This is a genomic window from Haloarcula sp. H-hyl2 (genome assembly GCF_056934385.1).
The window spans coordinates 84,181-109,371 of the sequence record NZ_JBRIIJ010000001.1 but is presented as its reverse complement, the minus strand read 5'-3'; the positions used below and the strand labels follow the sequence as shown (position 1 = coordinate 109,371).

The window sequence follows — 25,191 nt, the reverse complement described above, 5'->3', positions numbered from 1 at the left end:
GTCTTTTGTCGGTGACCACCTCTCTATCGGCATGTCGGTCCTCGCGAAGTTCGCCGAAGTCGCGAAGGTGTTCGCCGAGCGCCGACCCTCGGTCAGGGACCTGTGGAACAGCCGAACAGGCAGGTTCGACCGTGCACACGTGATCGTTCCCTCCGACGCGGTCGCCGGCGAGTCGATCACCGCGACCGTCCAGACGTGGGACGAATACGAACGACTCCACACGACCGACCGCCGGTTTCGCCTGCGTACGACCGACGAGAGCGCGACCGTCCCCGACCGAATCGAGATCGAACCCGCCGACAACGGCTACACCACACAGTCGGGCATCGAGTTCGCCACGCCGGGGACACACTACCTGACGCTGACCGACGCGGCGACCGGCCGGCAGTTCCACAGTAACCCGGTCCGTGTCCACGAGTCTGAACCGGAGCGACGGACGCTGTGGGGCGACATCCACCTCCATTCGCAGTTCTCGGACGGCGCCGGGTCCATGCTCAAAGGGATGCGCTTCGGCCGGGACGTGATGGACCTGGACGTCGTCGCCTACACCGACCACGACACGATGGGATTCTTCATCCCGCCGGAGGCCCAGCGCTGGCTGATGCATCGCTCGAACTTCGAGGCGATGAAAGCCAGGACCGACCGGCTTCACGACCCCGGCGAGTTCGTGACGCTGTTCGCCTACGAGTGGACCAAACAGCCCCACATGGGCGGGCACGTCAACATCTACTTCCGGGACAGCGACGGTGCGCCGTTGTTCGATTCGCTCACGACCAGGAGCAACACCTACGACAAACTGTTCGAGCGACTCCGCCAGTGGAACGCCGAGAGCGACAACGACGCTATCGCGATTCCACACCACCCGGCCGAGTCGATGTACCCCTTCGATTTCGCGAGTGTCGACTACGACGACGAGGTCGCCCCGCTGGTCGAAGTGTACTCCCAGTGGGGGTCCAGCGAGTACCCCGGCCGCGAGGGCAACCGCCGGCCGGTGACGATGGGATCGGGTGAGATCGACGAGGATGGCTACTACGTTCAGGACGCCCTGTCGATGGGGTACCGTGTCGGGATGCTCGCCGGCTCGGACTACCACGGCCCCCACCCAGGTCACTCGCTCGTCCACGCGAAACCGCACCTCCCGAGTCTCGCCGAGTGGCGCGAGGACGGCATCGGCTGGGGCCACATCTGGCGGCTCTGGAACGAACCGAGCCATCCCGGTGGGCTGACGGCGTTCCGCGCGACCGAGCACACGCGCGACGCTGTCTTCGACGCACTCCAGTCCCGCCGGGTCTACGGGACCAGTCAACCGAACCGCATCCTCGTAGATTTCTCTCTCGAAGGTATTTCTGTTGGAGATGCCAATTCGACGGTCGAGGTCGACGACCCGACGACGCCACGGACTATCGGGATCGACGTCGCCGGGACCGCACCCATCGAAGTGGTCGAGGTGATCAAGAACACTGAGCTTCTCTATTCCCTCGAAGGAACCGAAGATGCGGACGCCGGTCTGTCGACGTTCACGACGACAGCCACGCTGATCGACGACGAACCGGTCACCGGGATGACCTACGACGGCGAGCGCAGGACCGACGACGACTGCTACTACCTCCGCGTGGTCCAGGCCGACGGTGGACTGGCGTGGGTGGGTCCGCTGTGGGCCAGCGTGCGTGACTGAGAGCGCGTGTCAACGGCGACGCGACAGTAGTCACAGTTTCGTCTGCTGTCGTGCCTGCTCGGCCCGTCGGGTCGCTTCGTCCAGCCGTCTGTCGGCAGCGTTCGCGAGCGGGCCGGAAAGCGCCGACCGGGCCGTCGCCAGTCTGTCCCCGACCTGCTGTAGCGCGTTGCTGACACCACGAAGCTGCTGGTTCGCACCAGTGCGGTCACCCGAGTCGGCCCGGTCAGCCGCCCGCTGAGCCGCGGTCGCGACCGCTGCGAGGGCGGTCGTCAGTCCACGCACGGCATTGGCGGAGCCGGTCGCACCGTTGCCGCCACCGGTCACGGCGTCGCCCAGTGCGTCCGTGACGTCCTCGGCCGAGACGTCGTCGGGGTCGACGCCCGTCGCTGCCACGACGTCGGTCTGTGTCTCTTCGACGATCGAGACCAGGAATCGCGCCAGCGAGGCCTTCCCGGTCGCGGGGTTCTCGATGGCGACCGACGCGGCATCGGCCGCGGGGTTGACGCGGATGGCACCGACGGCGTCGTCGGCGTCCCGGACTTCCGTGGTGTAGGCTCCGCCGCTGTGGACGTAGACGGCGTCCGGCCCGGTCAGCGGGGCGTCGTACAGCCGTCCGCCGAAGTCGTCGTCGATAGCCAGGTTCGTCAGTTCACTGTCGGCGTCTGCCGGATCGACCGTGAGCCGCGTGGCGTCCTCGTTCGCGACGAGCGGTATCTGGCCGTCGACCCCAGCGACGGTCGGTGTCGGCGCCTCCCCGCCACCGTCGGCCACGGTCACCTGCTCACTGTGCGGGGCCGACCCGGCAGCGTTGACCGTCAGTCGGTGGTCGCCCGGCGGGACGTCCTGGACGACGGCGGTCCCGGCGAACGTCGGCACGGCCTCCGGCTCACTCTCCAGCAGGGCGACGGCCTCGACGGGAGAGGACTGGGTCGTGACGCCGCTCCCGTCGGGTGCGTCCGGGTCCACGACCGTCTGTGCGACGGTCCCGACGACGACGGTTCCCGGGGCGGGGGCGCCGATGGCATCGTACCGCTGGGACAACTCACGTCGGTGACCCGAATCAGTGATGTCGGCCGCGGGGTTCTCGTAGCGTGGCTGTCCCCAGGGCGCACCCGTCGTCGAGATGTGTCCCGAGATGGCGTCCTCCGCGGCTTTCGGGACGCTGAACTCGAAACTGAGCTGTGGACCGGTGAAGTCGGTGATGTGCTCGATAGCGGTCGTCGGGACCAGCTCGTACTCGATATCCCCCGACGACTCACGTCCGCTGTGCTCGAAGACCAGCCCGTTCTCACGTTCGGGCAGTGCCGACGGTGGCGACGATAGCTCCTCGAAGGACCGCACGGTCAGTTCCGACGGGACGAGCGCCGAGCGGTCGACGTTGGGCAGCCGTTCGTGTTCGTACAGTGGCGCGCCATCGAGTTCTGGGACCACGTACGGGAGCCGGGACCCTTCGTCTCGGGGCAACCCGTAGGCGACCGGTAACGACGCGACGTCCTCGATACCTTCGAGGGCGCTGTTCGTGATGTCGGCGAAACCACCGTCGACCGGAAGCCGCTGGAACTGGTCCGGGACGTCGTTGACCGACAGCGCACTCGAATGTGAGCCCAGTTCCGAGAGGATACGCGGGACCATCTCCGGTGCCGGGTCGAGATACTCGTTGTTGGGCACCTTCCGTGAGTGCGAACTGGCGACGTACAACTGTGGCTCGCCGCTGTCCGTGTCGACGAAGACGTGCAACACCTCCCAGTCGTGCCAGTGGAAGTTCGTCGTGAACTGATCGAACGCCGAGTACAGCCAGTACTGGATCGCGACGAGTGGCGACTCCTCGTATTCGACGACGTTGTAGAAGACGGTCGGGTCGGGCGGGTCGCCCGCTTCGAAGGCGGCGTGGTAGCCGTCGAACGCGTCGAACCCGTCGACGATGGTCTCACCGTCACGGTCGCTCGTGTACGGACGCGGGTCCGTCGGGAACCACTGTTCTGCGCTATCGAAGTAGAGTGTCGGCGCATACGTACGCAAGAGGTCGGCGTAGGGGTTCGAACTCCCGTCCTGGGTGCCGGACTCGGTGTCGTTGTCGCCCGCTACCTGGACGGTCTCCCCGTCCTCCTCTCTGGCGCCGAGCGGGCAGCCGGCGAGCGATGCGGTCCCGGCTCCGGCGAGCGTCGTGAGCAGGGTTCGTCGGTCGATTCCAGGACTGTCACTCATCGTGCTGTGGGCCAATATCGGGGACACTCAGATGGCGGGCAGGGACAGCAGACATACCGGCCACGTACGGACAGCGAGCCATAGGTCTTCCGGCCAGCCGATCAGTACACCGTGAACCCGTCGGTATCGAGGTAGTTGTGTGCGACGGTGATGGCGTGGTCGGCGTGGAGTCGTTCCGGGCCCACTGAGACGCGCTCGTCGGCGTACTCTGCGAGGAGGGCCGCCTCCTCGTCTGCGAAGTCGTGGTGGTCGGAGAGCACGAAGACCGGATCGGTCGGCGTGGGAACGTCGACGACCGGGTCCCCCTCGCCGTGTAACTGCACCACGGTACCGTCCGCAGCGACGTCGTCGAGAGTCCCCTCGAACCCCCGCCGGGTCAGCGAGACCCCCGGCGACGTCTCGACCGGGATGTGTCCGATGGCCTCCTCGCGTTCTTCGAGTGCCTTCCTGACCAGCGCGGCAGTCGACCGCTCGTCCGGATTGAGTCGCCGCAGGTCCGCCCCGTCGAACGTGATCGTGTACTCGTCTGCCAACACGAGATGCGTTCGGACGTCCTCACGGATGGCGTGGCTCAGGAAGAACGCGCTCGTGACACACCGACAGAGGACGTCAAGCCGTCCCGCTCCGCCCGCGAGATCGTCTAACGAGAACTCGGGCGTTGTCGGCGCGTCGTGGCCGACGACGACGAACTGGCGCATACCTGCCTCTGGACCAGCACCGACTTACGTGCATCGACAGCCGGCCGGTCGCAATACCTGTCCGCACGCTAATCTTTAACTACCGTGCTACCACACCACTAGGTGATGGCGACGAAAACCGAGTTCTGTTCGCACTGCGATGGGAAACAGCCAGTCCACGAGGACAAGCCCTGGCTGCCGACAGTCTGTCTCTCCTGTGGTCGCGACGTCTGACGTTCCCTCTCGGATCTCTTACTGTTCAGTGTTGGTCGGTCGCGATGAGTGCATCCTGTGAGAGTAGACGCGAGTGACAGCGACCCTGGGGGAGCGCGGTCGAGTCCACACTAACAGCTGGACTCGTCGAGAGAGATGTGGGAAAATGGGCCGGCGCGAAGGTCGAACACGGGAAGACGGTCGCTCACACCGTTCGCGCTGCGACTTCCCTGCCCGAATTCGCGCCTCTCACGTGTGCGCCGCTCACGGCTTTGTTCGCGGCGCAAAAGTGGGCCGGCGCGAATTCGAATCGCGGTTACGGCCACCCGAAGGCCGAAGGATACCAGGCTACCCCACCGGCCCGTGCGATAGCAACTAGGCCAATGGTGGTGATATTTTTAACCCTTCCGGAACGGCGGGACCGACAGGCCCCGGCGGAGTCTCCCAAAGCGTAACAGCTATTCAGAGACGCGTTGACCTACCCGCGTGGAGTGGACGCTCGCTCGTCGCGTCGTGACTACCGTTGTGCTCCTGGGACTGGTCTTTGGGATGGGGCTACATGCGGGGATGGATCGCCCACAGTCGGAGCAGCACTGGCCGTATCCCGATGGTGACGAGATCGCTACCGATTACGAGCCGTACGTCGGTAGCGAGACGCTCCTGTGGGGGACCGTGCAGTCAGTCGACCGGGCCAGCAAGACAGCGACGATTCGACAGGAAACCTCGGCAGGGCCACTCGAACTGTCCGTAACCGGCTTCGATGCCGCTGTCGAACCGGGTGGTGTCGTCCAGGTCTACGGCACACTCCAGCCGGGCAACACCATCGAGGCGACGAATGTGGTGGTCGTCAATCCAGTCGGCTCCTCGACCACTGTGAAGTACGGCGTCTCGGCAGTCGGGGCTGTCTTGGTCCTCGTCCTCTTCCTCCGTCGCTGGCGGCCCGACACCGGACAGTGGGCGTTCGTGCCCAGGGAGGACGAAGATGGCTGAGCTACTCACACACGTCCTCGTCCCGTACGTCCTGTTGACCGTCGCCGGGTGGCACTGGGAATTCGACCGCCGCTGGGTCCCGGTCGCGATGGGTGGGGCGGCGATTCCCGACCTGAGCAAGATCGAACTCGTCGTCGATTCGACGGTGGTCGAGTCCGTAGTCAGCTACGGATTCACCTGGTCGCCGATCAGTTCGCTAGGTGGCGTCCTCGTCATCGGCGCCGGTATCGCGCTCCTGTTCGGCGACGGCCTGCGACGACGTGCCTACGCGGCGTTACTGTCTGGCGGAGCCAGCGCTCTGGTCGTCGACGGCATGCGAATGTTCGCCGACGGGCGAAGCAACTTCTGGCTCTATCCGATCTACTGGCGTCCGCCGACACCGAGCCTCTACGTGACGTCCGATAGCCGCGTGACAGTGCTGGCGGTGGGTGTCGCGCTCGTCGTCTTCGCGCTAGATCGGTTCGTGTTCGGCCGTGAGGACTCTGCCGGAGCGACGCGATAACGGCCGGGCTACCAGGTCAGTCCTTCGTAGGTAATTCCGTCACGCCGCTGGACGATCCGACGGCCGTCGACCACGACGGGGTCGGCCATCGTATCGAACTCCTCGTCCAGTGCCGCGAACTCGTCCCAGTCGGTGACGACGACAGCGCCGGATGCGCCGTCCAGAGCGTCGGCCGCCGAGTCGGCGTACTCGATGTCGGGATACCGCTCGCGCATGTTCTCGGTCGCGACTGGGTCGTAGGCGACGATCTCGGCCCCGCGGTCGAGTAGCCCCTCGATGACCGGGACCGCACGCGTGTTTCGGATGTCGTCAGTACCGGGCTTGAACGCCAGTCCGAGTACGGCGACTCGCTTGCCCGCGACGTCGACGTGGTCGTCCAGCAGCGAGAGGAGGCGGCCGGGCTGGGCGTCGTTCAGTTCGACAGCCGCCGAGAGGACCGCCGGGTCGTAGCCGCGTTCGCGGGCGGCGGCGATGATGGCGTTCGTGTCTTTTGGAAAACAAGAGCCCCCCCAACCGACGCCGCTCCGGAGGAACTGCTCGCCGATGCGGTCGTCGAGACCGATGGCGTCGGCCACCTCGTAGGCGTCGACGCCGAACACCTTGCAGATGTTCCCGATATCGTTGATGAGGCTGACCTTGCTCGCGAGGAAGGTGTTGTTGGCGTACTTGATCATCTCGGCCTCGGCGATGCCGGTCTCGACGGTCGGGACCTCGTGGTCAGCGGCCGCCACGAGCGGGGCGTAGAGGTCCCGGAGCGTGGCGAAGGCGCGCTCGTCGTCGGCGCCGAAGACGAGTTTGTCGGGGTGCAGGAAATCCTCGACGGCGGTCCCCTCGCGCTGGAACTCGGGGTTCGAGGCGACCAGGAAGTCCGTTCCGCGTTCGAGGCCGGCCGCGGCGATGGCCGGGGCGAGTCGCTTCTCGGTCGTCGTCGGGACGACCGTCGACTTGGTGACGACGAGATGGGGATCCTCGGTGTCCGATTCCGCGGCAGCCAACGCTTCGCCGATAGACTCGGCGCCCGCTTCCATGTACGCGAGGTCGATGCTACCGTCCTCGTTCGAGGGGGTCGGCAGAGCAAGCATCGTCAGGTCGGTCTCGGGGACGACCCCGTATTCGGTGGTCGCCTGCAGGCGGTTGCCGCCGTGTTCGGCGACCAGTTCGTCCAGGCCGGGTTCGTGAATCGGCGACTCGCCGTCGTTGATCGCAGCGACGATACCCTCGTCGATGTCGACGTTCGTGACCTCGTGGCCGAGGTCGGCGAGACAGGCGGCGACGGTCGTGCCGACGTACCCGCTCCCGACGATGCTGACGTGCATTGGGAGAGGGTTGGCGACCGGGTTTCTTGATAATTCCGGGTTCGAGCGGGTCGAGTGAGGACTACTCGCGAGCGGCCTCGACGGCTTCGACGAACGCGGCGGCGCTCTCGCGGACGCCGTCCATGTCGTCGTTCTCGATGGCCTCGTAGTCGACCAGCGCGGAGCCAGCGCCGACAGCAACCGCGCCGGCGTCGAAGTACTCCGCGACGTTGTCCGTCGAGACGCCGCCGGTCGGCATGATCGGGACGTCACCGAGCGGGCCCTGGAGCGCGCCGATGTGGCCGGGACCCACGGTCGAGGCAGGGAACATCTTGAGGATGTCCGCACCGGCCTCCATCGCTTGGGCGGCCTCGGTCGGTGTCATCACGCCGGGAATGCAGACGACGCCCTCGCGGTTGCAGACGTCGATGACGTCCTCGTTGAGGTTCGGCGCGAGGACGAACTCCGCGCCGGCCTCGATGACGTTGCGGGCGGCGGCGGCGTCCATGACCGTGCCGGCGCCGATGATGGCATCGGTCCCTTCCAGTTCCTTGTCGACGGCGGCGATCATGTCCGAGCACCGCTTGGCGTCGGCGGTGAGTTCGAGCGCGGTGACGCCGCCCTCGTGGATGGCTGTCGCGACGTCGACCATCTGTTCCTCGGGGATGCCACGGAGGACGGCCGTGACGCCGCTGTCGATGAGTCGTTGCTGAGTCTCCTGTTTGCTCGTCATGGCTGCGGGTGCGTGGGGAGGGGGCAAAAACGTATGTGGAAGGTGTCAGTCCCCGTCGGGATCGTAGGGCAGCGCGATATCGGTCTTGGGTGCGCCGACGCCGAGCACCCGGACGGGGCCGTCGGCGTCGTCGGGGTTGTACGCCCGGTGGGGACTCTCGGGTTCGGCGACGAAGGCCTCGTCCGCAGGAACGACGAACTCCCCGTCGGGCGTCTCGACGTGCAGCGTCCCCGAGAGGACGTAGAACAGTTCCTCACGCTGCTGGTGGTAGTGGTACGTGCGGGGCAACTGCTCGCCAGGGTCCATCGCGTAGGTCGCGGCGTGGAGCGCGTGCAACTCGGCAGCATCGGAGATGCCGCGACGGTCACAGGGGTAGTCCTCGGTCTCGGGCAGGGCGTCAGGGTCGAGATGGTGGTAGGCCATAGCTGGCGTTGCAGTGCCCCGGAGAAACAATTTCTCCCCGGAAGTCACCCCAGCAACAGGATGAGAACGAACAGCGTCCCGACCGAGGCAAGCGTCGTCGCAAAGACGTTCAGCGAGGCGAACTCGGTGTCCCCGCCCAGTTCCGTCGCGTAGACGAACGTCGAGACGGCCGTGGGCATCCCGAGCATCAGGACGCTGGCGGTGAAGACGGCGGGGTCGACCCCCAGCGCAGAGAAGGTGAGCCACGCCACCAGGGGCATCCAGCCGAGTTTGAGCGCGACGACGGTGGCGGTCGCCGTCGGGTCGACGACGGACTGATCGACCTCCAGAGCCGATCCGACGAGGATCAGCGCCACTGGGAGCGCCAGCTCGCCGACGAGCGAGAGGCCGGTGACGGCGGGTGCGGGGACACCGAGCCCGAACCACGCGACGGCGATGCCAAGCGCCAGCGCGATCAGCACGGGGTTCGTGAGGAGTTCGCGCAGCTGCGCCCGCACGGACACCTCGGCGTCGGCGACGGTGACGAGCACCCAGACGGTGACCGGTACCTGCGTGAGCGTGACGAGGCCGAGCAACAATCCTGCGGTCGCCGTCGCGTCCGGGCCGAAGGTGGCTGCCACGAGCGGGAGCCCGAGATACCCCAGGTTCGAGTGGTACGACTGGACGACGGCGACCCCGCGGCGGTCGGCCCGGCTCCGCCGGCGGTGAACCAGCCACGCCATCCCGACGGTGGCGAAGACGACGACCCACACACCGAAGACGAGCGAGGGCGACAGCAGCGTCGCCAGCGCCCGGTCGTACGTCGAGACGAAGATCAGCGACGGGAGGACGACGTAGAACGCGAGTGCGTTGAGTCGGTCGCGCCGGTGCTCGTCGAGCAACCCGACCCAGCGGGCGCCAACGCCGACCGCGAGCATCCCCAGCAGGTACGCGAAGCGGCCGGCTGCGTCCATGTCCGATGGTGGTCGATTCAGGGGTTTGAGCCTTCGGAAACGTCGCCGATCGAGTCCTCGCTGTGACAACAAGCCTTTACCGGTGCGGTCGCGTACCTCGGACCAACAATGGTACTCGATAATCTCGGCAGTTCACTCAGGGGGACCTTAGACGACCTCCGGGGGAAGTCACGGCTCTCCGAGGAGGACATCGAGGACATCGTCAAGGAGATCCAGCGCTCGCTGCTCCAGGCCGACGTCGACGTCGGTCTCGTCCAGGAGCTCTCGAACAACATCAAGTCACGCGCGCTGGACGAGGAGCCGCCGGCCGGCACGACACCGCGTGACTGGGTGCTCCGGATCGTCTACGAGGAACTGGTCGACATGGTCGGGGAGTCGACGGATCTCCCGCTCGAAGAGCAGACCATCATGCTCGCCGGCCTCTACGGGTCGGGGAAGACGACCACCGCGGCCAAGATGGCGTGGTGGTTCTCGACGAAGGGACTCCGGCCGGCGATCATCCAGACCGACACCGACCGCCCCGGCGCCTACGACCAGTCCAAGCAGATGGCCGAGCGCGCCGAGGTCGACTTCTACGGCGACCCCGACGAGGACGACCCCGTCACCATCGCCCGGGAGGGTCTGGAAGCGACGAAGGACGCCGACGTCCGCATCGTCGACACGGCCGGTCGTGACGGGCTCAACCAGGAGCTCATCGACCAGATCGAACGCATCGAGCAGGAAGTGAACCCCGACCGGAACCTGCTCGTGCTGGACGCGGCGATGGGCCAGAGCGCCAAGAGCCAGGCCGCCGACTTCGAGGCATCCATCGGCATCGACGGCGTCGTCATCACCAAACTCGACGGGACGGCGAAAGGTGGGGGCGCGCTGGCGGCGGTCAACGAGACCGACTCGACCATCGCGTTCCTCGGGTCGGGGGAGACCGTCAAGGACATCGAGCGCTTCGAGCCCTCCGGGTTCATCTCCCGACTGCTCGGGATGGGCGACCTGAAGCAACTGACCGAGCGCGTCGAGCGGGCCATGGAGGAGACCGGGGAGGACGAGGACGACTGGGACCCCGAGGACATGATGGACGGCCCGTTCACCCTCAAGGACATGCGCAAGCAGATGCAGACCATGAACAACATGGGGCCGCTCGATCAGGTGCTCGACATGATCCCGGGGATGGGCGGCGGGCTGATGGACCAGTTGCCCGACGACGCACTGGACGTCACCCAGGAGCGCATGCAGGACTTCGACGTCATCATGGACTCGATGACCGAGGAGGAGCTAGAGAACCCCCGCGTGGTCGGCCAGTCCCGGACCGAGCGCATCGCCCAGGGGGCGGGCAAGCCCACAGAGCGGGTGCGCGAACTGCTCGAACAGCACCGCCAGATGGAACAGATGCTCAAGCAGTTCCAGGGCATGGGCGACGGCGACATGGAGCGGATGATGAAACAGATGCAACAGCAGGGCGGCGGCGGTGGCGGCATGGGCGGGATGGGCGGTCCCGGCGGCCCGTTCGGGTGAGGGCGGCTCACTCCCGCCGGGCGAGGACGATCGCGTAGAGGATCAACGCCATCCCGACCAGTTGTGTGAGTCCGTCCAGTGCCGGGAGGATCGCCGAGAGATGTGTCCGGCTGAACAGGCGGGCGGCGAGCAGCGTCGTCGCGAAGCTCACGACCGTCAGCGTGGCGATGCCAGCGCCGAGAAACAGCATCGACGTGCTCCGGTTTCGCCGGTAGCCGGCGACCGCGAGAGCGACGATCGCGAGGCCGACGAGCGACGAGAGCCACCAGATCGCCTGCCCGATCCGTACCCAGGTCCGTGCGTCGAGCCCGGCGATCTCCATCACAGTCCCTCCCAGAGGTCGGTGAAGGCGTCGGCGAACTCCGCCGTCGTCGAGGTGGTCGAGAGACTGACCCCGAACTCGCCGTCTTCCAGGGTGACGAGGAGTTCGTCGAGCCGGGCCTCGTAGGTCTTCGTGTGGTCGCCGTCGGGGTCGGGGACCGTCTCGGCCGCGACTAGCCCGCAGGTTTCGAGCTGGTCGAGCCGTCGATACACCGTCGAGAGCGACATCTCGCACTGGTCGCTGAGTTCGGTTGCTGTCATGGGTTCGTGACTCGTGGCGGCGAGCAGCGAACGCGCGTACTCGTCGTCGAGGAGGGCGAACACGGCAGCGGGGTCACAGTCACCGGCCACGCTCGGCTGTAGTCACGGCTGTCAGTAAAAGGGGGAGGCGCGTTCGCTGGGTCGGCGAACGCGACTCAGTCATCGCGGTCCCCGCCGTCGGGCCACCACCGCAACGTCAGCCCGACGGAGTTGTCCAGCCCGAAGACGGCACTGGAGCGGTCGACGCTCGCCACCTGTGGCCGTTCGAGTTCGACCGTCCGGCCGTCGAGTTCGATCCGGACCGGTTCGCCGCGGTCCCGGAAGTGCGCTGCGAGGGCGTCCAGGTCGGCCAGGAGTTGCTCGCGGTCGACGTTCGCCTCGCGAGGGGCCTTCCGTCGTGCGACGCCGCCGATGACCGGGTCGATGTCGACGTCCCGCGACCGGTTCGAGAGCACGGCGTTGATCGCCACACCCAGCAGGATCACCAGGCCAACGACGTAGAGCCAGGTGAGCAACACGAGGATGCTGGCGACGAGGTTCCCGCCGGCGCCGCCGGACTTGAACGTCGTGAACACGACCTGCGCGACGGCGATGCCGACCGCGGCGAAGGCCGTCCCCGGCACCACCTCGACGAACGAGCAGTCCGCATCGGGGAAGATGTAGTACATCGGGTAGAAGACCAGGAAGAGGCCGACGACGGTGACCGCGCCCCGGAGCAGGGCCGCGAGCAGGCCGTCGCCGTCGACCGCGACGAGATCGCCGAGCACGCTGGCTGCGACGATGGCCAGCGCGACCGTCACGAGCAGGAGCAGGCCGTCGGCGATCTGATCGACGAAGGTGTTCGCGCCCTCCGTCTCGTAGATGTCGGAGAACGCGGTGTCGAGGCCGCGGAAGATGCGCAGCGCCCCCCAGACGAGGATGCCGATCCCGAGCAGCGACACCGAAGTGTCGGCCTGGGCCAGTCCCTGCTGGATGACGTCGCTGGCCTCTCTGGTCAGGACGAGTTCCATGATGCGGACGATCGAATCACGCAGGACGACATTCCGGGCCTGCTGGAGGATCGCCAGCAACAACAACAACAGCGGCAGGATCGAGAGGAACGCGTGGTAGGCGATCGACCCCGCTAGGAAGGTGATCTTCTCCGTCCTGACCTCGTGGACGATGGCCAGCAGCACCTCACGGATACGGCCCCGACTGACGTGCATAGTGGGGGTTCGACGGCCACCGACAAATAAGCCGGCTGCGGGCCTCCAGGCGGTCGTCAGTCCGACGTGTCCAGTCCGAGCGCGGCGTTGAGGCCACAGAAGCAGGTTGTGGCGTTGAAACCGGCACCGAGCGCACCCAGGCCGGCCAGCAGCGCGACGGTGTGTCGGCCGTCGGTGAGTGCACGGAGCGAGACCACGGTCAGCACGACGGCGAGCAGTCCACGAGCCAGGCGGTCGAGCCCGCCGACGTTACGTGTGAGCGACATACGCGACTGGGAGGACGCCAGAACCCTAATCGTTGCCCCCGGCGCGCTGCCGCGCCGCCTCGTTCTCGTTGAACCCGGCGACGAGTCCCTCCAGCGTGGGGTCCGAGACGCTGGTGGCCGGGACCGACAGCGGCGAGACGCTGATCTCGCCGTCGACCAGCGCCCGGCGGTCGCTCCCGACGGGGTAGCGCTCGTCCAGATCCGCGTCCGTGCCGAAGGGGTTCTCCCAGCCGACGGTCTCGGGCCAGACGACGTCCCGGAGCGCGATGTCGCCGTCGTCGTCCTCGGCGCCGACCGCCGCCGACGCGTCGCCGGGGCCGCCGTCCTCGGCCGGTTCGTGGTCGACCACCAGATCGTAGTCGTGGTGGGGTTCGGTCAGGCGCATCGCCGGGTCGGCGACGTCGACGGGGACGTTGACGTTCAGGATGTCCGCGCTGTCGAAGGCATCGTCGGCCAGCGCCCGGACGACGACCTCGCGGGTGACGCGGGCCGGCCGGTCGAAGTCGTAGGATTCGGGCGGCGAGACGAAGAAGTCCTCGCCGTGGTACGCCGAGACGGCGATGCCGGGCGTCCCGAGGAACGCGGCCTCGATGCAGGCGCCGACGGTCCCCGACCGGCCGACGAGGTAGTTGCCAGCGTTGGGCCCGTGGTTACAGCCCGAGACCACCAGATCGAAGTCGGTTTCAAGGCCCCGCAGGCCGTAGGCGACACAGTCAGCGGGCGTCCCGGCAAGCGCGTATCCCCAGGGGTGGGACTCGCGGACGGTACGGTGGTTGCGGGTCCGTCCGACGCCGCTCTGGTTCTCGCTCGGCGCGACGACCGTCACGTCCGCGACCGCGGTGAGTTCCTCGTAGATGCTCGTCAGTCCCGGTGCGTCGATGCCGTCGTCGTTCGTCAGGAGGACCGCTGGCTCGGCCATCGTCTCTCGGTCGGGGAGCGGCGACGGTCAACGCTTCGGTCCCGGCCGGAAGGCGTCGGCGCCGACTGGATGACACGACCAGTACGCTGACGGGGGACGGGGCCGTCGGTCTAGATAGCAATGTACGAGATCGTCATCGGCATCGACGACAACGAGGCACGAGCGCGGATCCAGGCCGAGGAGGTTCTGGACATGCCACTGGACGCGGAGACGGTCCACGTCACACTCCAGCATACCTTCGACGAGCCGCAGGCGGACCGATCGGTCGAGGACATCGACGCCGTCCAGCGTGCCCGCGAGACGCTGGTCGAAGGCGGACTGGACGTCTCGCTTTCGTCGTCGACCGGCAACCCCGCCGACGGCATCCTCGACGCGGCCGACGAGGTCGACGCCGACCTCATCGTCGTCGCCGGGCGCAAGCGCACGCCGACCGGGAAAGTACTGTTCGGCAGTGTCACACAGCGCGTCGTCCTCGACACCGACCGGCCGGTGCTGGTCTGTAGCGGGCGAGGCACGTAGGCCAGCCAGCGGCCACCCTGCGTGCCGCTCGTCCGAGATAGATGGACGACGGCAGCGCCGTCCCGTTTTCAGCACCTGGGAACGCCAACCCCGATTTTTGTATTCGATGTCGAACACGTTCGTATGGAATCTCGGTCGGACGGGACGTTCATCGAGTGGATCGACGACCGGTACAGCACGGATATCGACCGCTTCGACGAGCAGCACAAGCACCTCTTCGGCCTGCTGAACGATCTCTACGTCGCGATGGACGAGGGACACTCCGAGGAGACCGTCGGCGAGATCCTCCGGGAACTGGAGCGGTACACGGAGTACCACTTCGGCGACGAGGAGGAGTTCATGCAGGACTGTGGGTACGCGATGGACTGTGCTGACTGCTTCTACAACCACCGGGAGATGCACGAGGAGTTCGCCCAGACGGTCAGCGAGTTCCGACAGCGCCACGAGAACGGCGAACCGATCACGATGGACGTCCTGGAGTTCGCCCGCGACTGGCTGGACGCCCACATCGCCGCCAGCGACGAGGACCAGAACTACGGGCGCTACTACCGCGAGTCGGTGCCCGACGACTACGAGTACAGCCCCGGGAAGTTGAACACCGACCGAGCGGACGAGCGAACCTACGAGCCGGCAGCCGACGCTGCGACGGTCGAACTGGGTAGCGACGTCCACGTCGGCGGTGCCGTCTCGATCCCACAGGGGACGATGGCCGACTGGCTGGCCGACCTCGCGGAGAGCTACGGCGACCGACCGATCGCGTACGTCCCGACGAACAGCGGCGTCGAGACCCGGACCTTCGAGGCGTTCTACGAGCACGCCCGCGAGGTCGCCGCCGGCCTCCTCGATGCGGGCGTCGAACCGGGGACTCCGGTCGGGATCCGTGCCCAGCCATCCGACGAGTGGTCGGTCGTCGACGTGGCCTGTCACCTGGCCGGGTTCGTCTCGGTGCCGATCTACCCGGCGTTCAGCGACGAACGGGCGGTGGCGACCGAGACCACCGACGGAATCTCCGTCCTGGTGACCGACGACGAGGCCAGCGAGGCGGTCACGGCAGTCGCGGACACGGTGTTCACGCTCGAGTCTCTCCCGACCGCGACGCCCGACTCCCTTCCGGGGTTCGACGCCGACCCGGACGACGTCGCCACCGTCGTCCACCAGCTCGGCCAGGAGGCCGACCCCCTGGGCCGTGCGATCACCCACCGGAACCTCCTGGCGGCGGTGGCGATGCTCGGCAATCAGTTCCCGATCTCGGCGGGCACGACCGGGACCTGTCTGCTCCCGCTGTCCCATATCTTCCAGCGAGTGGCGACGTACTACTGCTGGGACAACGGTGCCGGGACCGCCTATCTGCCGCCCGACGATATCGTCGCGGGACTGCGGGCCGTCGAACCCGAGGTCCTCGTCGGTGTGCCGCGGATCTACGAGCACCTCCACGACGTCTTCCAGGACCGTATCGACGACCTCGGCGGCGTGAAACGGCGGCTGGCCGACGGCGCCGCCATCGAACGCGGCGAGGCACTCAGCGAGGGCGCCGGCAGTTCGCTGACGGAGTCGGCCGCCGCCCGACTCGTCTTCGGGCCGCTGTGTGAGCAGTTGGGGCTGGGCGACGTCGAGCACGCGCTCTCGGGGCTGGGACACCTGCCGACGGATCTGCTGTACTTCTTCTGGGGCTGTGGCGTCCCGGTGAGCCAGGTGTACGGCGCGACCGAACTCACCGGCGTCGGCTGTCTGACCAGCCACGGGTCGTCCGCGCCGGACGCGCTCGGGAGTCCGATGCCGGGGACCGAGATCGCCGTCGCCGAGGACGGCGAGATCGTGTTCCGGGGCGACCACGTGGTCGACAGCTACTGGGAGACCAGCGACGTCGCCGTCAGCGCCACGCAGGGCGAGTGGTACCACACCGGCGACTACGGCGCGTTCGACGAGTCGGGGCGACTGTACCGGACCGACCGGGACTGACACGGCTACAGTATCGCGGCGACCGCGGGCCTTTTTGCCAGTGGCGCCAGTTCCCACGCACAATGACCGTCCGCGAGGTCGCCGTCGAGGCCTACCGGGAGGCACTGCCCGTGCTGGGCCTCAGCGCCGTCGGCGGCCTCTTCGCGGGCGTGGTCCTGGGCGGGATGGACGCCGAGCTGGAGCAGGTCGCCGGCCTGCTCGTGCTGGTCCCCGCGTTGCTGGCGACCCGCGGGAACGTCTACGGCTCGCTCGGGGCCCGCCTGGGCTCTGCGCTCCACCAGGGGCTGATCGATCCACGCTTCTCGACCGGCGACTACCGGGTCAACGCAGCCGTCTCGGCGGCGCTGGCCAACGGCGTCCTGGTCAGCGGCCTCGCGGCGGTGATGACGGTCGCCGTGCTCGCGGTGCTCGGTCGGCCGTCGGCGTCGCTCCCGACGCTGGTCGGCATCGCGCTGATCGCGGGCCTCGTCTCGGGCCTCCTGCTCACCGTCGCCGTCGTCACGGTGGTCTTCGTCGGCTACCGCCGCGGGCTGAATCCCGACACACTGGCAGGCCCAGTGGTGACGACGACCGGTGACGTGGTCGGTATCGCGACGCTGTTGCTGGCGACCCGACTGGTCCTGGCGCTGGGGGGCGGCTAGCGTGTCGGGCTACGAAGCACAGTGGTCGGTGAAAGGCATCATGCGGACGATGCTCCCCGTCCTGGTGGTGCTGACGGCCATCGAACTCGGGAGCGGGCTGGTGCTTGACACCTTCGAGGAGACGCTGTTGCAGTACCCCTCGCTGCTCGTGCTGGTCCCGGTGACTATCGGGATGGCCGGCAACCTCGGGAGCATCCTCGCCTCGCGGCTCTCGACGGCGGTCCACCTGGGGCTGCTGTCGTTCGACCCGAGCGACGACCGACTGGGCGGCAACGCCGTCGCCACCGTCGGCCTGGCGCTGACGGTGTTCCCGCTGGTGGGTGCCGGCGCGTGGCTGTTGCAGTCGCTGCTGGGCGGAGCCAGACTGGGTCTGTGGACCGTCGTCGCCGTCGCCTCGCTCAGCGGGATCACGCTGGCAGTACTGGCCATCCTGGTGACGACGGTGACGACCTACGCCGCCTACCGGTTCGAACTCGACCCCGACGACGTCGTCATCCCCGTCGTCACGAACGTCTGTGACGTGCTGGGCGTGCTCGTCCTGTTCGGCGTGGTCCGAGTGCTGGTCTGACGCCGACGACGAGTGGGCACCTGCTGTGCAGGAAGGCGATCGGCTCACGACTGCCCAGCCAGGAACTCTCCACAGCGGAGTCGTCAGGACCGACGATCAGCTGTCCGCGGGTCCGAACCGATAGACACGGACGACGCCATGATTCGATACGGTAACCGGTCCGCGTTCGTCTTCGAGGAGTCGCATAGCGGGACCGGTCGCACGATCGTGGTACCTGAGTACCCAGATCTGTCGATGCCCGCTGATCTGCTCGCGTACGTTCTGGAGCCCGCTTTCGTCGATTTTGCTGCTGTGGGGGAGTGTCGCAGTCTCCACTGCCGGGCCTGCGTAGTAGTGATCGAACCCGACGCTGGCGACAGTCGGCTGGAAGATGACCAGATCCCCACTGTCCGCGCTCAGTTCGACCTGCTGGGTCGCTCCTCGCCAATCTTCCTGTGTCGGGCTGGAGACGTAGAACGCGCCGAAGACGCTACCTGCCAGTACGAGCGAGACAGCTAGCGCAAGCTGTACGTACCGTTCGTCGATATTCGTCAGTCCACGGGCGACGAGGAGATAGAGCGGAATCGTCGCGACAAACGTGTATCGAGGAACGAATACCGACGACGTTACCAGCGAACAGAGAAACGGAACGAGAAGCAGAGCGAGCAGCAGAGACAACAGGCCAGCCGCCTGGGATTGGTCGACGATAGCGAACCGAAGACCGTCTTCCCGACGGAAGGTGAACACAGAAAAGATGCCCGAGAACACGAATATGATGATCACAGCACTGGCGACTGCCCAGGTGAGGATATTGCCGGCAGTCAGGGGGTACACAGCCGGATGTCCCCCCAACGCCAGGATCGTCGTCCGTATCTGAGTCAGTGAGAGTTGTGGGAGCCACCCGTACGCGAGTGACGACTGTAGGTGCGGACGAGTGAACGACTGTACAGCAGCGTTCCCGAGCACGGGTGCTGAGACGACTGTGGTGATACCGAGATGGGTTCGTATCCGTGTGTTTTGAAGCGAGGGTGCACCCTCGGAGAGCCCCGCGTACGCCCACTGAGTCAACAGAAGGGCGATTCCCACGAGATGCGTATACAACAGCGCCGCGGTCGTGACAGCGTATCCCAGTCCTGCAACCCGCTCATCTGTGGCGAGCTTTGTGAAGAAGTACCACGAAACTGTCACGAGGACGACTGTCATCGCGTGTGGCCCGACCACGCGAGCGAAGTGGACCTGTGTCATCCCGATGGCGAACAGGCCTGCTGCAACGAGGCCAGTCGCGTTCGTATACAGTGCCCGTCCGAGTGCGAACAGCGCAAGGATCGCGAACACCGAGAACACGACCGAGAGGAGTCTGAGAGCGACGTCGTCCGTCCCAGCGACCGAGAGCCACGTTCTGAGGACGATCGCATACAGCGGCGGCTGTGGATCGCCGGGCATGATCAACAGCGTGGGTAGCGGGCCACTCGCCCGTCCGAGCCAGTGTAGCTCACTTCCAGAGAGGCTCCACTCTGTGAGGTTGAACAGTCTAACTGCCGCCCCGGAGAGCGTGATACCGGATAGCAGGACGATCGTTCGCGTATATCCGAATAGTTCGACCGGAGTGACGTCTGTGGGAGTTGTTTCAGGGCGAATGCTACCCCACGTTGCATCTGTGTCGGAGGCTGCGTTGTTACGGCCAAAGTGTTCCGTGAGCTCCCACTCGTCTAGCTGGCCATTGTACGTTTGATAGAGCGCCCTGATGTCGGCTCCCCACTGGAGCAGCCAGTAGAACGGCAGGGTGAGTGCGACCCGTATCGCCCGTTGGAGGCGCAGTAGCGGGGGCTTCTCGGAAACACGCCAGTAGCCCTGTGCGTGAAACCACGTTGCCAGTAGGACGAACCCCAGGCCGACGAATTCGCCGCCGGTCAGCAACGCACCCGGCCCGAAGCTCGCGAAGTTCGCGAGCATGAGTGTGATCACCACACCAGCGATATTGATGGGGCCGGTGTGGGGTAACATCGACTGGAGAAAGAGGTGGAATTTTGCCCGCCACCGTTCCGGCGGTGTCTCCCGGTACTGGAGGTACGTGTAGAGTTTTCCCTTCTTCCAGCGCGTGCGTTGTCGGATCCAGCCGTCGAGCGTCAGCGGCGACTCTTCGCTCGTTTCGATATCGATATACGCGAACTCCTTGTGTTCCTTCCAGAGAAACAACCCGAGTTCGAAGTCCTCGGTGACGTTTTGGGGGTCCCAGGGACGGAGTCCGGCCATCCCATGTCCGGTAACCCAGTCCCAGTCCGAGCGAGTCCACGGGTCCCCGTACTCTGCCATCCGGAGGCCGTGCATCTCCTCCAGCGTCGACCGGCGAAAGAAGTTACTCGTCCCGCCGAGTGGCATCGGATAGCCAGCGTCGGCAAACGCCGGGAGTACCGACCGGAACCAGTAGGCATAGTCGGCACGGAACATGAGATTGAGCCAGCCATCGTCTTCGTTCACCATGTCGAGTCGGGCCTGCGCATAGTCCAGGTCGCCAGCGACCATCTCCGATGCTGCCAGGCGGAAGAGATCGGGAGCGACGATATCTTCGGCGTCGATAACACAGACGATATCCTCGTCGGAATACTCGAAGCCGTAGTTCAGGGCCCGCGGTTTGGTCGCTTCGTCTGGATACGCCGATGGAACGGTTATGGTGGTGAACGAATACTGTTCGGAGAGCGGGTCTAACACGGTCGGTGTGTCCTCGTCGTCGGGTTCTGTGAGGACGTACAGTTCCAACTTCGACGACGGATAGGACGCGTTGAGAACTGATTCGATGGACTGTTCGATCACAGCGGACTCCTCGTATGCCGGGAGCAAGACGCCCATCGTTGGCAGCTGGTCGTCGCGAAGCATCTCGTCACCGGTGGTTCGAACGGTCAGTCTGGATCGCTCACCGTTTCGGGTAGCATCGCCAGTGTCAGTACGGAGGCGTTGGAGTCGATAGCGATAGTCGTGGATTTTTCGTCTGCAGACCATCCTGCAGACCGGATAGTAGATGTAGAGATTCACCATAATCCAGACGAGGAGGATAGGGAGCAACACGGCGGCGAACAACAGATCCCGAACCGCCTGGACGGTCTGGAGGACGACTACCATAGAGAGCCCCTCCCGGATAGCGTTGGCAGGAACTCGTCGCGACCGCTCATGTCGCCTCACATCGTCTGGGTGTGACCTGAGTCGACGCACCGCGGGGACACCACTCAGCGACGGCTGGCGCTGTCGTGTGGGTTCGTCGCTTGCTTGACACCGAACGACTCCGTGGACGCGGTCGTCGAGTCGAATACACGAACCCTACGTCAGCTAACAGAACGACGAGCGACAATCGACCGACATCCAACCATGGAAGATGGCAGATATCTAACGATCTCCGAAACGGCCTTCCCCACCCCCACGTCATTACTCAGATACATACCAGTCCGAGTATAAACAAGTTTTGATAATTTGAATATTGTATCATGTTGCACGTACTCACGTTCCGACATGTTTCGAGATAGTTACTTTCGACCTACTGCATTACGCAGTTAGAGCGGGAGTCCACTGACAAGCCTCGGGACTTGACCCCGAGGCGATTGACTGCTATCGCTTGCTGTCGAATCGCCTGGATTCAGCACGCCGTTGCGCTCGAACGCACGGACACTCGCCGCGCCCACCATCCAGAAACCGACGCTCCTTTGCGCTCGCCCCACCTACGCCCGCCTGTGCCAGTGCTGGCCGACCTGCTCGTCGACGTCCTCGTCCGCGTGCTGCGGATCACGGTCTTCCTCTCGCTGGGGGTGTTCCTGGCGAACCTCGCGGTCGCGTTCGGCCTCGTCGAGAAGATCGCGGCGATCTCACGCTATCTCACCGGGCCGGCGAACCTCCCCGACGAGGTCGGGACCGCCATCCTGACGACGACCGCCTCGCCGACCGCCGGCTACGGGATGCTGGCGGACTTCCGTGAGTCCGGCATGCTGGACGACCGCGCGACACTGGTGGCCGTGACCATCAACACGTTCTTCGGGTTCGCCCAGCACATCGTCACCTTCTACGCGCCCATCCTGATCCCGATTCTCGGCCTGCGCGTCGGCCTGCTGTACGTCACGATGCGGGGGCTGGTCGCGCTGGCGATCACGCTGACCGGCATCGCCGCCGGGAGCGTGCTGCTGAACCGCGGGGCGGCACGGAATGGGACCGAGACGCCGACACCCGACGGCGGCCACGGCGCCCCCGACGGGCTCGGCGACGACGGCCCCGAGACACGTGGCGCGGCCATCCGCGAAGCGTTCGGCGAGACCCGCGAGAAGGTCCGTGAGATCCTCCCGCGACTGGCAGCCATCTACGTCGTGGTCTCGCTACTCGTGGCCTATTCCGATGCCATCATGGCCCTGCTCGGACAGGGTGGCGCGACGGTGACGGGCGTCGCCGACGGCGCGGCGAGCGTGCTCGGTCTGCCCGGAGCAGCCATCCCCGTCGTCGCCGCGTTCGCCCTCGATACCACCAGCGGCGCGACAGTGCTCTCGCCGCTCGTCCGGGATGGGACGTTCACCGCCCGGACCGCCGTGGCGACGATGCTCGTCGGCGGGATCATCTCCTTTGCCGTCTCGACGTTCAAGCGGTCGATCCCGTTCCAGTACGGTATCTGGGGCCGTGAGTTCGGCTCGAAGGTGATCGTGGTCAACACCGGGCTGAAGATCGTCTGGATCGTGCTGGCGCTGGCGGTGTTGCTCGTGCCCGATTACTCGATGGTGTAGGCCATCATCACCTCGTCGACCAGATCGCCGTCGATGGTGTAGTGGTCCTTGCGGATCCCCTCAGTGTGCCACCCGTGCTCGTCGAGGAAGATGAGTGCGCGCTCGGAGACCGCGGGGACGCTGTTGTACAGCTTCCGGTAGCCGTTGGCCCGCGCCCAGTCGGTCCCGCGTTCGAGCAATTGACTGCCGATTCCCCGGCCGCGCGCGTCGGCGGCGACGCCGACCGTCAGTTGGGCAGTCCCGCGCAGCGTCTCGACCTGCGGGAGGTCGAGATGACACCAGCCGACGATGTCGTCGTCCATCGTCGCGACGAAGAAGACGCGGGACTCGACGGTGTTGTGTCGGGTGATCGCATCCTCGTAGAGCAACTGCTCGGCGACGCTCTCGGCGACGACGTAGGTACCGTTGGCCGAGACGTCCCGGATCAACTGGACGAGGCCCTCGAAGTCCGCCGGCCGGGAGGGACGAATGACGTACGTCTCAGTTCCGGTGGTGTGTGTCTCGACCGCCCCGATATCCAGCGCGAGCGACAGCGTCCCGCCCTCGTCCTGCAAGTATCCCTTCGCCAGCAGATGCTCCAGCGTCTCCTCGAACTCGTCCGGTCGTAGCCGCGTCGCCTCCCGCACCCGCTCGCGCGTCGCCGTCCCGTGGCGCTCGACGTACTGGTACACTTCGCTGGCCGCGTTCGTCTCGAACGTCGGCCGCTCGATCGTGTCCATGCGTGTGTGAACGGTTCCCACCCGCATAATCATTGTTGTTTGCTAACAATATCCGCAGACAGCGATCTCAGCCAGTGTCGGGAATCGGGTCGGAGATGACGACGGCACTCCCCTCGACGACGCTGTTACCCTCGGCGTCGTCGACAGCCGTCGTCAGGCGGAACCGGTCCTCGCTGATCCGGTCGACCACCTCGCAGTGGGCGGTGACCCGCTCGCCGACGTCGACCGGCCCGCGATAGCTGACCTCCTGGGAGATGTAGATGGTCAACCCCGGCAGGCGGGCCAGTGCGGCGCTGATGATTCCCGAGACGAGCGTCCCGTGGACGATGCGCCGGCCGAACCGGGTCCCCTCGGCGAACTCGTCGTCGAGATGCAGGCGGTTCGTGTCGCCGCTGGCCTCGGCGAAGGCCTCGACGTCCTCCTGGTCTATGGTCTTGCTGAACCGGACGTGGTCGCCGACGTCGATGCCGTCGGCAACGCCGTAGCTCTCGAACTCCCAGTCGTCGCGCTCGTAGCTGGTGTCCGGTCGCGTGAACCGCGTGCGCTGAGTCTGGGCCTCGGTCGTCGGCTGAGGGTGCGCGAAATGCGGGAGGTAGTTCGAGATGTCCGTCGTCGTCACCACGCCGAGCAGTGTCCCGTCCTCGACGACGGGGAGTTTCTTGATACCGTGCGTGCGCAGTCGTTCGACCGCCTCCTCGATGGTCGCGTCGGGGCCGATGGTGACCAGCGCCGTCGACATCACGTCGCCGACGGTCAGTTGTCGGGTATCCCCCTCCGCAGCGGTGACCGCGACGATGTCGCTCTCGGTGATGATGCCGACGTTCTCGCCCGCGGACTGGACCACGAGCGAGCCGATTCCCTCGTCCCGGAGCCGGGCCGCGGCGTCCACGATGGCCGTCTCGGCGGTGACGGTCCGGGCCGGTGTGTTCATGACGTCCCGTACGGGCAGGTCGACGAGCATGGTATCTGGTCACACACAGGCCGATGGTATAACTCTCGGTGGCGATTCGCTACTAGAACGTATTGGAGCAGTGAGGGCCGTGAACAGTCATTGCCGTACAGAGCGCCGCGTCTGACTGGCCGTGTCAGCAAAGACTGAAGGCCACTGCAGTGATAGTTTCGACTATGTCGAAGCAACTGAGCGCCATCGTCTCGGGTGACGAGTCGGAGATACACGACGAGCCCCACGTCCGAGACCGGCGAATCACCGTGGGCCATATCCACGCGCTGGTCGAGGAGCGCGGCCTCGACGCGCAGACGGTTGCGGACCGCTTTGACCTCACCCGCTCGGAAGTCTACCACGCACTGGCGTACTATCACGACCACCCCGAAGAGATGCGGGCGGTCGAAGAACGCCGTCAGGAGCTTCACGAAGCCGCAGACGAAGACCCGAGAATCATCACCGGACCCGAGGATCTGCCGGAATCGTAGGCATGCAGGTGTCGTTTCTTCTCGACGAGAACATCGCGGCCCCACTGGCTGACAAACTCGACAAAGCAGGCCACGACGTGGAGCGTGTCGTCGCCGTGAGTGAGTTGGGAGAAGGCGTTGATGACACCACCATCTGCCGGTACGCCGTCCAGGAGAACCGTCTCATCGTCACCAGCGACGACGACTTCGTCCAGATGCCCGCCGACTCACACAGGGGCGTGTTCTACGTTGCTGACCAGTCGCTCCCCCCGCACGAACTATACCATATCATCCAGCGCGTTATCGAAGCGTTCCCCAATCGAGAGGCAATGGATACAGTGACGTACATGACTACCGACTGGCTGTAAGTCGTCTGTACTGGCCGAATTCCACGCTGTATCTTGCACGCGCCAAGATCGGAGTCCAATACGGAACAGGAAGATCCGTGGGGTGCAAATCCACGATTCCAGCCCTGACGAACCACAGATATCACCGACG

At 65.9% G+C, this 25,191-nt stretch carries 25 protein-coding genes and 1 tRNA gene; 11 read left to right on the top strand and 15 right to left on the bottom strand.

What is annotated here, in order from left to right:
- The first annotated feature begins 31 nt into the window (after positions 1-31).
- Complete coding sequence (locus tag Hhyl2_RS00585) at positions 32-1,675, top strand: DUF3604 domain-containing protein (RefSeq protein ID WP_483548764.1); 1,644 nt, start codon at positions 32-34, stop codon at positions 1,673-1,675.
- Between the two features lie 30 nt (positions 1,676-1,705).
- On the opposite strand, the gene Hhyl2_RS00580 is transcribed toward Hhyl2_RS00585, so the two are convergent.
- The 3 genes from Hhyl2_RS00580 to Hhyl2_RS00570 all read right to left on the bottom strand — a co-directional run bounded on the left by Hhyl2_RS00580 (position 1,706) and on the right by Hhyl2_RS00570 (position 5,133).
- Positions 1,706-3,880 (bottom strand): hypothetical protein, encoded by a 2,175-nt coding sequence (locus Hhyl2_RS00580; protein ID WP_483548763.1) that lies wholly within the window; start codon positions 3,878-3,880, stop codon positions 1,706-1,708.
- Positions 3,881-3,981: 101 nt separating this feature from the next.
- Positions 3,982-4,578 carry a tRNA (pseudouridine(54)-N(1))-methyltransferase TrmY gene (gene trmY, locus Hhyl2_RS00575; RefSeq protein ID WP_483548762.1) on the bottom strand — a complete coding sequence of 199 codons (597 nt, stop codon included), beginning with the start codon at positions 4,576-4,578 and terminating at the stop codon, positions 3,982-3,984.
- A 482-nt stretch (positions 4,579-5,060) separates the two neighbouring features.
- Positions 5,061-5,133, bottom strand: a tRNA-Pro gene (locus Hhyl2_RS00570).
- 123 nt (positions 5,134-5,256) lie between these two features.
- On the opposite strand from Hhyl2_RS00570, the gene Hhyl2_RS00565 reads away from it, so the two are divergent.
- Both Hhyl2_RS00565 and Hhyl2_RS00560 read left to right on the top strand, forming a co-directional pair.
- Positions 5,257-5,760, top strand: coding sequence for an OB-like fold-containing membrane protein (locus Hhyl2_RS00565; RefSeq protein WP_483548761.1), 504 nt, complete (start codon positions 5,257-5,259; stop codon positions 5,758-5,760).
- Positions 5,753-6,262 carry a hypothetical protein gene (locus tag Hhyl2_RS00560; RefSeq protein WP_483548760.1) on the top strand — a complete coding sequence of 170 codons (510 nt, stop codon included), beginning with the start codon at positions 5,753-5,755 and terminating at the stop codon, positions 6,260-6,262. The genes Hhyl2_RS00565 and Hhyl2_RS00560 overlap by 8 nt, the downstream gene beginning before the upstream one ends.
- Positions 6,263-6,270: 8 nt before the next feature.
- On the opposite strand, the gene aglM is transcribed toward Hhyl2_RS00560, so the two are convergent.
- From aglM to Hhyl2_RS00540, 4 genes are all read right to left on the bottom strand, one after another.
- Positions 6,271-7,578: a UDP-glucose 6-dehydrogenase AglM gene (gene aglM / locus Hhyl2_RS00555; RefSeq protein ID WP_483548759.1), complete on the bottom strand. Its 1,308-nt coding sequence runs from the start codon at positions 7,576-7,578 to the stop codon at positions 6,271-6,273.
- Positions 7,579-7,639: 61 nt separating this feature from the next.
- A complete protein-coding gene (locus Hhyl2_RS00550) occupies positions 7,640-8,290 on the bottom strand; it encodes a bifunctional 4-hydroxy-2-oxoglutarate aldolase/2-dehydro-3-deoxy-phosphogluconate aldolase (protein WP_483548758.1) in 651 nt (216 codons plus the stop codon).
- 45 nt (positions 8,291-8,335) lie between these two features.
- Complete coding sequence (locus Hhyl2_RS00545; protein ID WP_483548757.1) at positions 8,336-8,713, bottom strand: cupin domain-containing protein; 378 nt, start codon at positions 8,711-8,713, stop codon at positions 8,336-8,338.
- Between the two features lie 44 nt (positions 8,714-8,757).
- Entirely contained in the window at positions 8,758-9,666 is a 909-nt protein-coding gene (locus tag Hhyl2_RS00540) for an AEC family transporter (RefSeq protein ID WP_483548756.1), read from the bottom strand.
- A 108-nt stretch (positions 9,667-9,774) separates the two neighbouring features.
- Here Hhyl2_RS00540 and Hhyl2_RS00535 point away from each other — a divergent pair, with 108 nt between their 5' ends.
- A complete protein-coding gene (locus Hhyl2_RS00535; protein ID WP_483548755.1) occupies positions 9,775-11,175 on the top strand; it encodes a signal recognition particle protein Srp54 in 1,401 nt (466 codons plus the stop codon).
- Positions 11,176-11,182: 7 nt separating this feature from the next.
- On the opposite strand, the gene Hhyl2_RS00530 is transcribed toward Hhyl2_RS00535, so the two are convergent.
- The 5 genes from Hhyl2_RS00530 to surE all read right to left on the bottom strand — a co-directional run bounded on the left by Hhyl2_RS00530 (position 11,183) and on the right by surE (position 14,147).
- On the bottom strand, positions 11,183-11,497 hold the full coding sequence (locus Hhyl2_RS00530) for a DUF7521 family protein (RefSeq protein ID WP_483548754.1): 315 nt from the start codon (positions 11,495-11,497) through the stop codon (positions 11,183-11,185).
- On the bottom strand, positions 11,497-11,847 hold the full coding sequence (locus Hhyl2_RS00525; RefSeq protein WP_483548753.1) for an ArsR/SmtB family transcription factor: 351 nt from the start codon (positions 11,845-11,847) through the stop codon (positions 11,497-11,499). Before Hhyl2_RS00525 ends, Hhyl2_RS00530 begins: the two co-directional genes overlap by 1 nt.
- 65 nt (positions 11,848-11,912) lie before the next feature.
- Positions 11,913-12,962: a YihY/virulence factor BrkB family protein gene (locus Hhyl2_RS00520; protein WP_483548752.1), complete on the bottom strand. Its 1,050-nt coding sequence runs from the start codon at positions 12,960-12,962 to the stop codon at positions 11,913-11,915.
- A gap of 56 nt (positions 12,963-13,018) precedes the next feature.
- Positions 13,019-13,228, bottom strand: coding sequence for a YgaP-like transmembrane domain (locus Hhyl2_RS00515; RefSeq protein ID WP_483548750.1), 210 nt, complete (start codon positions 13,226-13,228; stop codon positions 13,019-13,021).
- 25 nt (positions 13,229-13,253) lie between these two features.
- Complete coding sequence (surE, locus tag Hhyl2_RS00510) at positions 13,254-14,147, bottom strand: 5'/3'-nucleotidase SurE (RefSeq protein ID WP_483548748.1); 894 nt, start codon at positions 14,145-14,147, stop codon at positions 13,254-13,256.
- A 120-nt stretch (positions 14,148-14,267) separates the two neighbouring features.
- Between surE and Hhyl2_RS00505 the strand changes: the two genes are divergently transcribed.
- From Hhyl2_RS00505 to Hhyl2_RS00490, 4 genes are all read left to right on the top strand, one after another.
- Positions 14,268-14,666 (top strand): universal stress protein, encoded by a 399-nt coding sequence (locus tag Hhyl2_RS00505; protein WP_483548747.1) that lies wholly within the window; start codon positions 14,268-14,270, stop codon positions 14,664-14,666.
- A 123-nt stretch (positions 14,667-14,789) separates the two neighbouring features.
- Positions 14,790-16,625, top strand: coding sequence for a bacteriohemerythrin (locus Hhyl2_RS00500; protein WP_483548746.1), 1,836 nt, complete (start codon positions 14,790-14,792; stop codon positions 16,623-16,625).
- A gap of 62 nt (positions 16,626-16,687) precedes the next feature.
- Entirely contained in the window at positions 16,688-17,266 is a 579-nt protein-coding gene (locus Hhyl2_RS00495) for a magnesium transporter (protein ID WP_483548745.1), read from the top strand.
- Between the two features lie 40 nt (positions 17,267-17,306).
- Positions 17,307-17,834, top strand: coding sequence for a magnesium transporter (locus Hhyl2_RS00490; RefSeq protein ID WP_483550540.1), 528 nt, complete (start codon positions 17,307-17,309; stop codon positions 17,832-17,834).
- Positions 17,835-17,930: 96 nt separating this feature from the next.
- Here Hhyl2_RS00490 and Hhyl2_RS00485 read toward each other — a convergent pair whose 3' ends face one another.
- A complete protein-coding gene (locus Hhyl2_RS00485; RefSeq protein WP_483548744.1) occupies positions 17,931-20,930 on the bottom strand; it encodes a glycosyltransferase in 3,000 nt (999 codons plus the stop codon).
- 602 nt (positions 20,931-21,532) lie between these two features.
- Between Hhyl2_RS00485 and Hhyl2_RS00480 the strand changes: the two genes are divergently transcribed.
- Positions 21,533-22,564, top strand: coding sequence for a nucleoside recognition protein (locus tag Hhyl2_RS00480; RefSeq protein WP_483548743.1), 1,032 nt, complete (start codon positions 21,533-21,535; stop codon positions 22,562-22,564).
- Here the strand turns inward: Hhyl2_RS00480 and Hhyl2_RS00475 are convergent.
- Positions 22,549-23,283 carry an N-acetyltransferase family protein gene (locus Hhyl2_RS00475; protein ID WP_483548742.1) on the bottom strand — a complete coding sequence of 245 codons (735 nt, stop codon included), beginning with the start codon at positions 23,281-23,283 and terminating at the stop codon, positions 22,549-22,551. The two genes, Hhyl2_RS00480 and Hhyl2_RS00475, sit on opposite strands and share 16 nt — an antisense overlap.
- A gap of 67 nt (positions 23,284-23,350) precedes the next feature.
- On the bottom strand, positions 23,351-24,244 hold the full coding sequence (locus Hhyl2_RS00470; RefSeq protein ID WP_483548741.1) for a CBS domain-containing protein: 894 nt from the start codon (positions 24,242-24,244) through the stop codon (positions 23,351-23,353).
- A 164-nt stretch (positions 24,245-24,408) separates the two neighbouring features.
- Between Hhyl2_RS00470 and Hhyl2_RS00465 the strand changes: the two genes are divergently transcribed.
- Positions 24,409-24,714, top strand: a complete 306-nt coding sequence (locus Hhyl2_RS00465; protein WP_483548740.1) for a DUF433 domain-containing protein — start codon at positions 24,409-24,411, stop codon at positions 24,712-24,714.
- Positions 24,715-24,716: 2 nt separating this feature from the next.
- A complete protein-coding gene (locus Hhyl2_RS00460) occupies positions 24,717-25,061 on the top strand; it encodes a DUF5615 family PIN-like protein (protein WP_483548739.1) in 345 nt (114 codons plus the stop codon).
- The last annotated feature ends 130 nt before the right edge of the window (positions 25,062-25,191 follow it).

Bases quoted from the DNA above. Each gene is read 5' to 3' on its own strand.
- Hhyl2_RS00585 (WP_483548764.1), top strand. From the start codon at position 32: ATGTCGGTCCTCGCGAAGTTCGCCGAAGTCGCGAAGGTGTTCGCCGAG.
- Hhyl2_RS00580 (WP_483548763.1), bottom strand. From the start codon at position 3,880: ATGAGTGACAGTCCTGGAATCGACCGACGAACCCTGCTCACGACGCTC.
- trmY (WP_483548762.1), bottom strand. From the start codon at position 4,578: ATGCGCCAGTTCGTCGTCGTCGGCCACGACGCGCCGACAACGCCCGAG.
- Hhyl2_RS00560 (WP_483548760.1), top strand. From the start codon at position 5,753: ATGGCTGAGCTACTCACACACGTCCTCGTCCCGTACGTCCTGTTGACC.
- aglM (WP_483548759.1), bottom strand. From the start codon at position 7,578: ATGCACGTCAGCATCGTCGGGAGCGGGTACGTCGGCACGACCGTCGCC.
- Hhyl2_RS00550 (WP_483548758.1), bottom strand. From the start codon at position 8,290: ATGACGAGCAAACAGGAGACTCAGCAACGACTCATCGACAGCGGCGTC.
- Hhyl2_RS00545 (WP_483548757.1), bottom strand. From the start codon at position 8,713: ATGGCCTACCACCATCTCGACCCTGACGCCCTGCCCGAGACCGAGGAC.
- Hhyl2_RS00540 (WP_483548756.1), bottom strand. From the start codon at position 9,666: ATGGACGCAGCCGGCCGCTTCGCGTACCTGCTGGGGATGCTCGCGGTC.
- Hhyl2_RS00535 (WP_483548755.1), top strand. From the start codon at position 9,775: ATGGTACTCGATAATCTCGGCAGTTCACTCAGGGGGACCTTAGACGAC.
- Hhyl2_RS00530 (WP_483548754.1), bottom strand. From the start codon at position 11,497: ATGGAGATCGCCGGGCTCGACGCACGGACCTGGGTACGGATCGGGCAG.
- Hhyl2_RS00520 (WP_483548752.1), bottom strand. From the start codon at position 12,962: ATGCACGTCAGTCGGGGCCGTATCCGTGAGGTGCTGCTGGCCATCGTC.
- Hhyl2_RS00515 (WP_483548750.1), bottom strand. From the start codon at position 13,228: ATGTCGCTCACACGTAACGTCGGCGGGCTCGACCGCCTGGCTCGTGGA.
- surE (WP_483548748.1), bottom strand. From the start codon at position 14,147: ATGGCCGAGCCAGCGGTCCTCCTGACGAACGACGACGGCATCGACGCA.
- Hhyl2_RS00505 (WP_483548747.1), top strand. From the start codon at position 14,268: ATGTACGAGATCGTCATCGGCATCGACGACAACGAGGCACGAGCGCGG.
- Hhyl2_RS00500 (WP_483548746.1), top strand. From the start codon at position 14,790: ATGGAATCTCGGTCGGACGGGACGTTCATCGAGTGGATCGACGACCGG.
- Hhyl2_RS00495 (WP_483548745.1), top strand. From the start codon at position 16,688: ATGACCGTCCGCGAGGTCGCCGTCGAGGCCTACCGGGAGGCACTGCCC.
- Hhyl2_RS00490 (WP_483550540.1), top strand. From the start codon at position 17,307: ATGCGGACGATGCTCCCCGTCCTGGTGGTGCTGACGGCCATCGAACTC.
- Hhyl2_RS00485 (WP_483548744.1), bottom strand. From the start codon at position 20,930: ATGGTAGTCGTCCTCCAGACCGTCCAGGCGGTTCGGGATCTGTTGTTC.
- Hhyl2_RS00475 (WP_483548742.1), bottom strand. From the start codon at position 23,283: ATGGACACGATCGAGCGGCCGACGTTCGAGACGAACGCGGCCAGCGAA.
- Hhyl2_RS00470 (WP_483548741.1), bottom strand. From the start codon at position 24,244: ATGCTCGTCGACCTGCCCGTACGGGACGTCATGAACACACCGGCCCGG.
- Hhyl2_RS00465 (WP_483548740.1), top strand. From the start codon at position 24,409: ATGTCGAAGCAACTGAGCGCCATCGTCTCGGGTGACGAGTCGGAGATA.
- Hhyl2_RS00460 (WP_483548739.1), top strand. From the start codon at position 24,717: ATGCAGGTGTCGTTTCTTCTCGACGAGAACATCGCGGCCCCACTGGCT.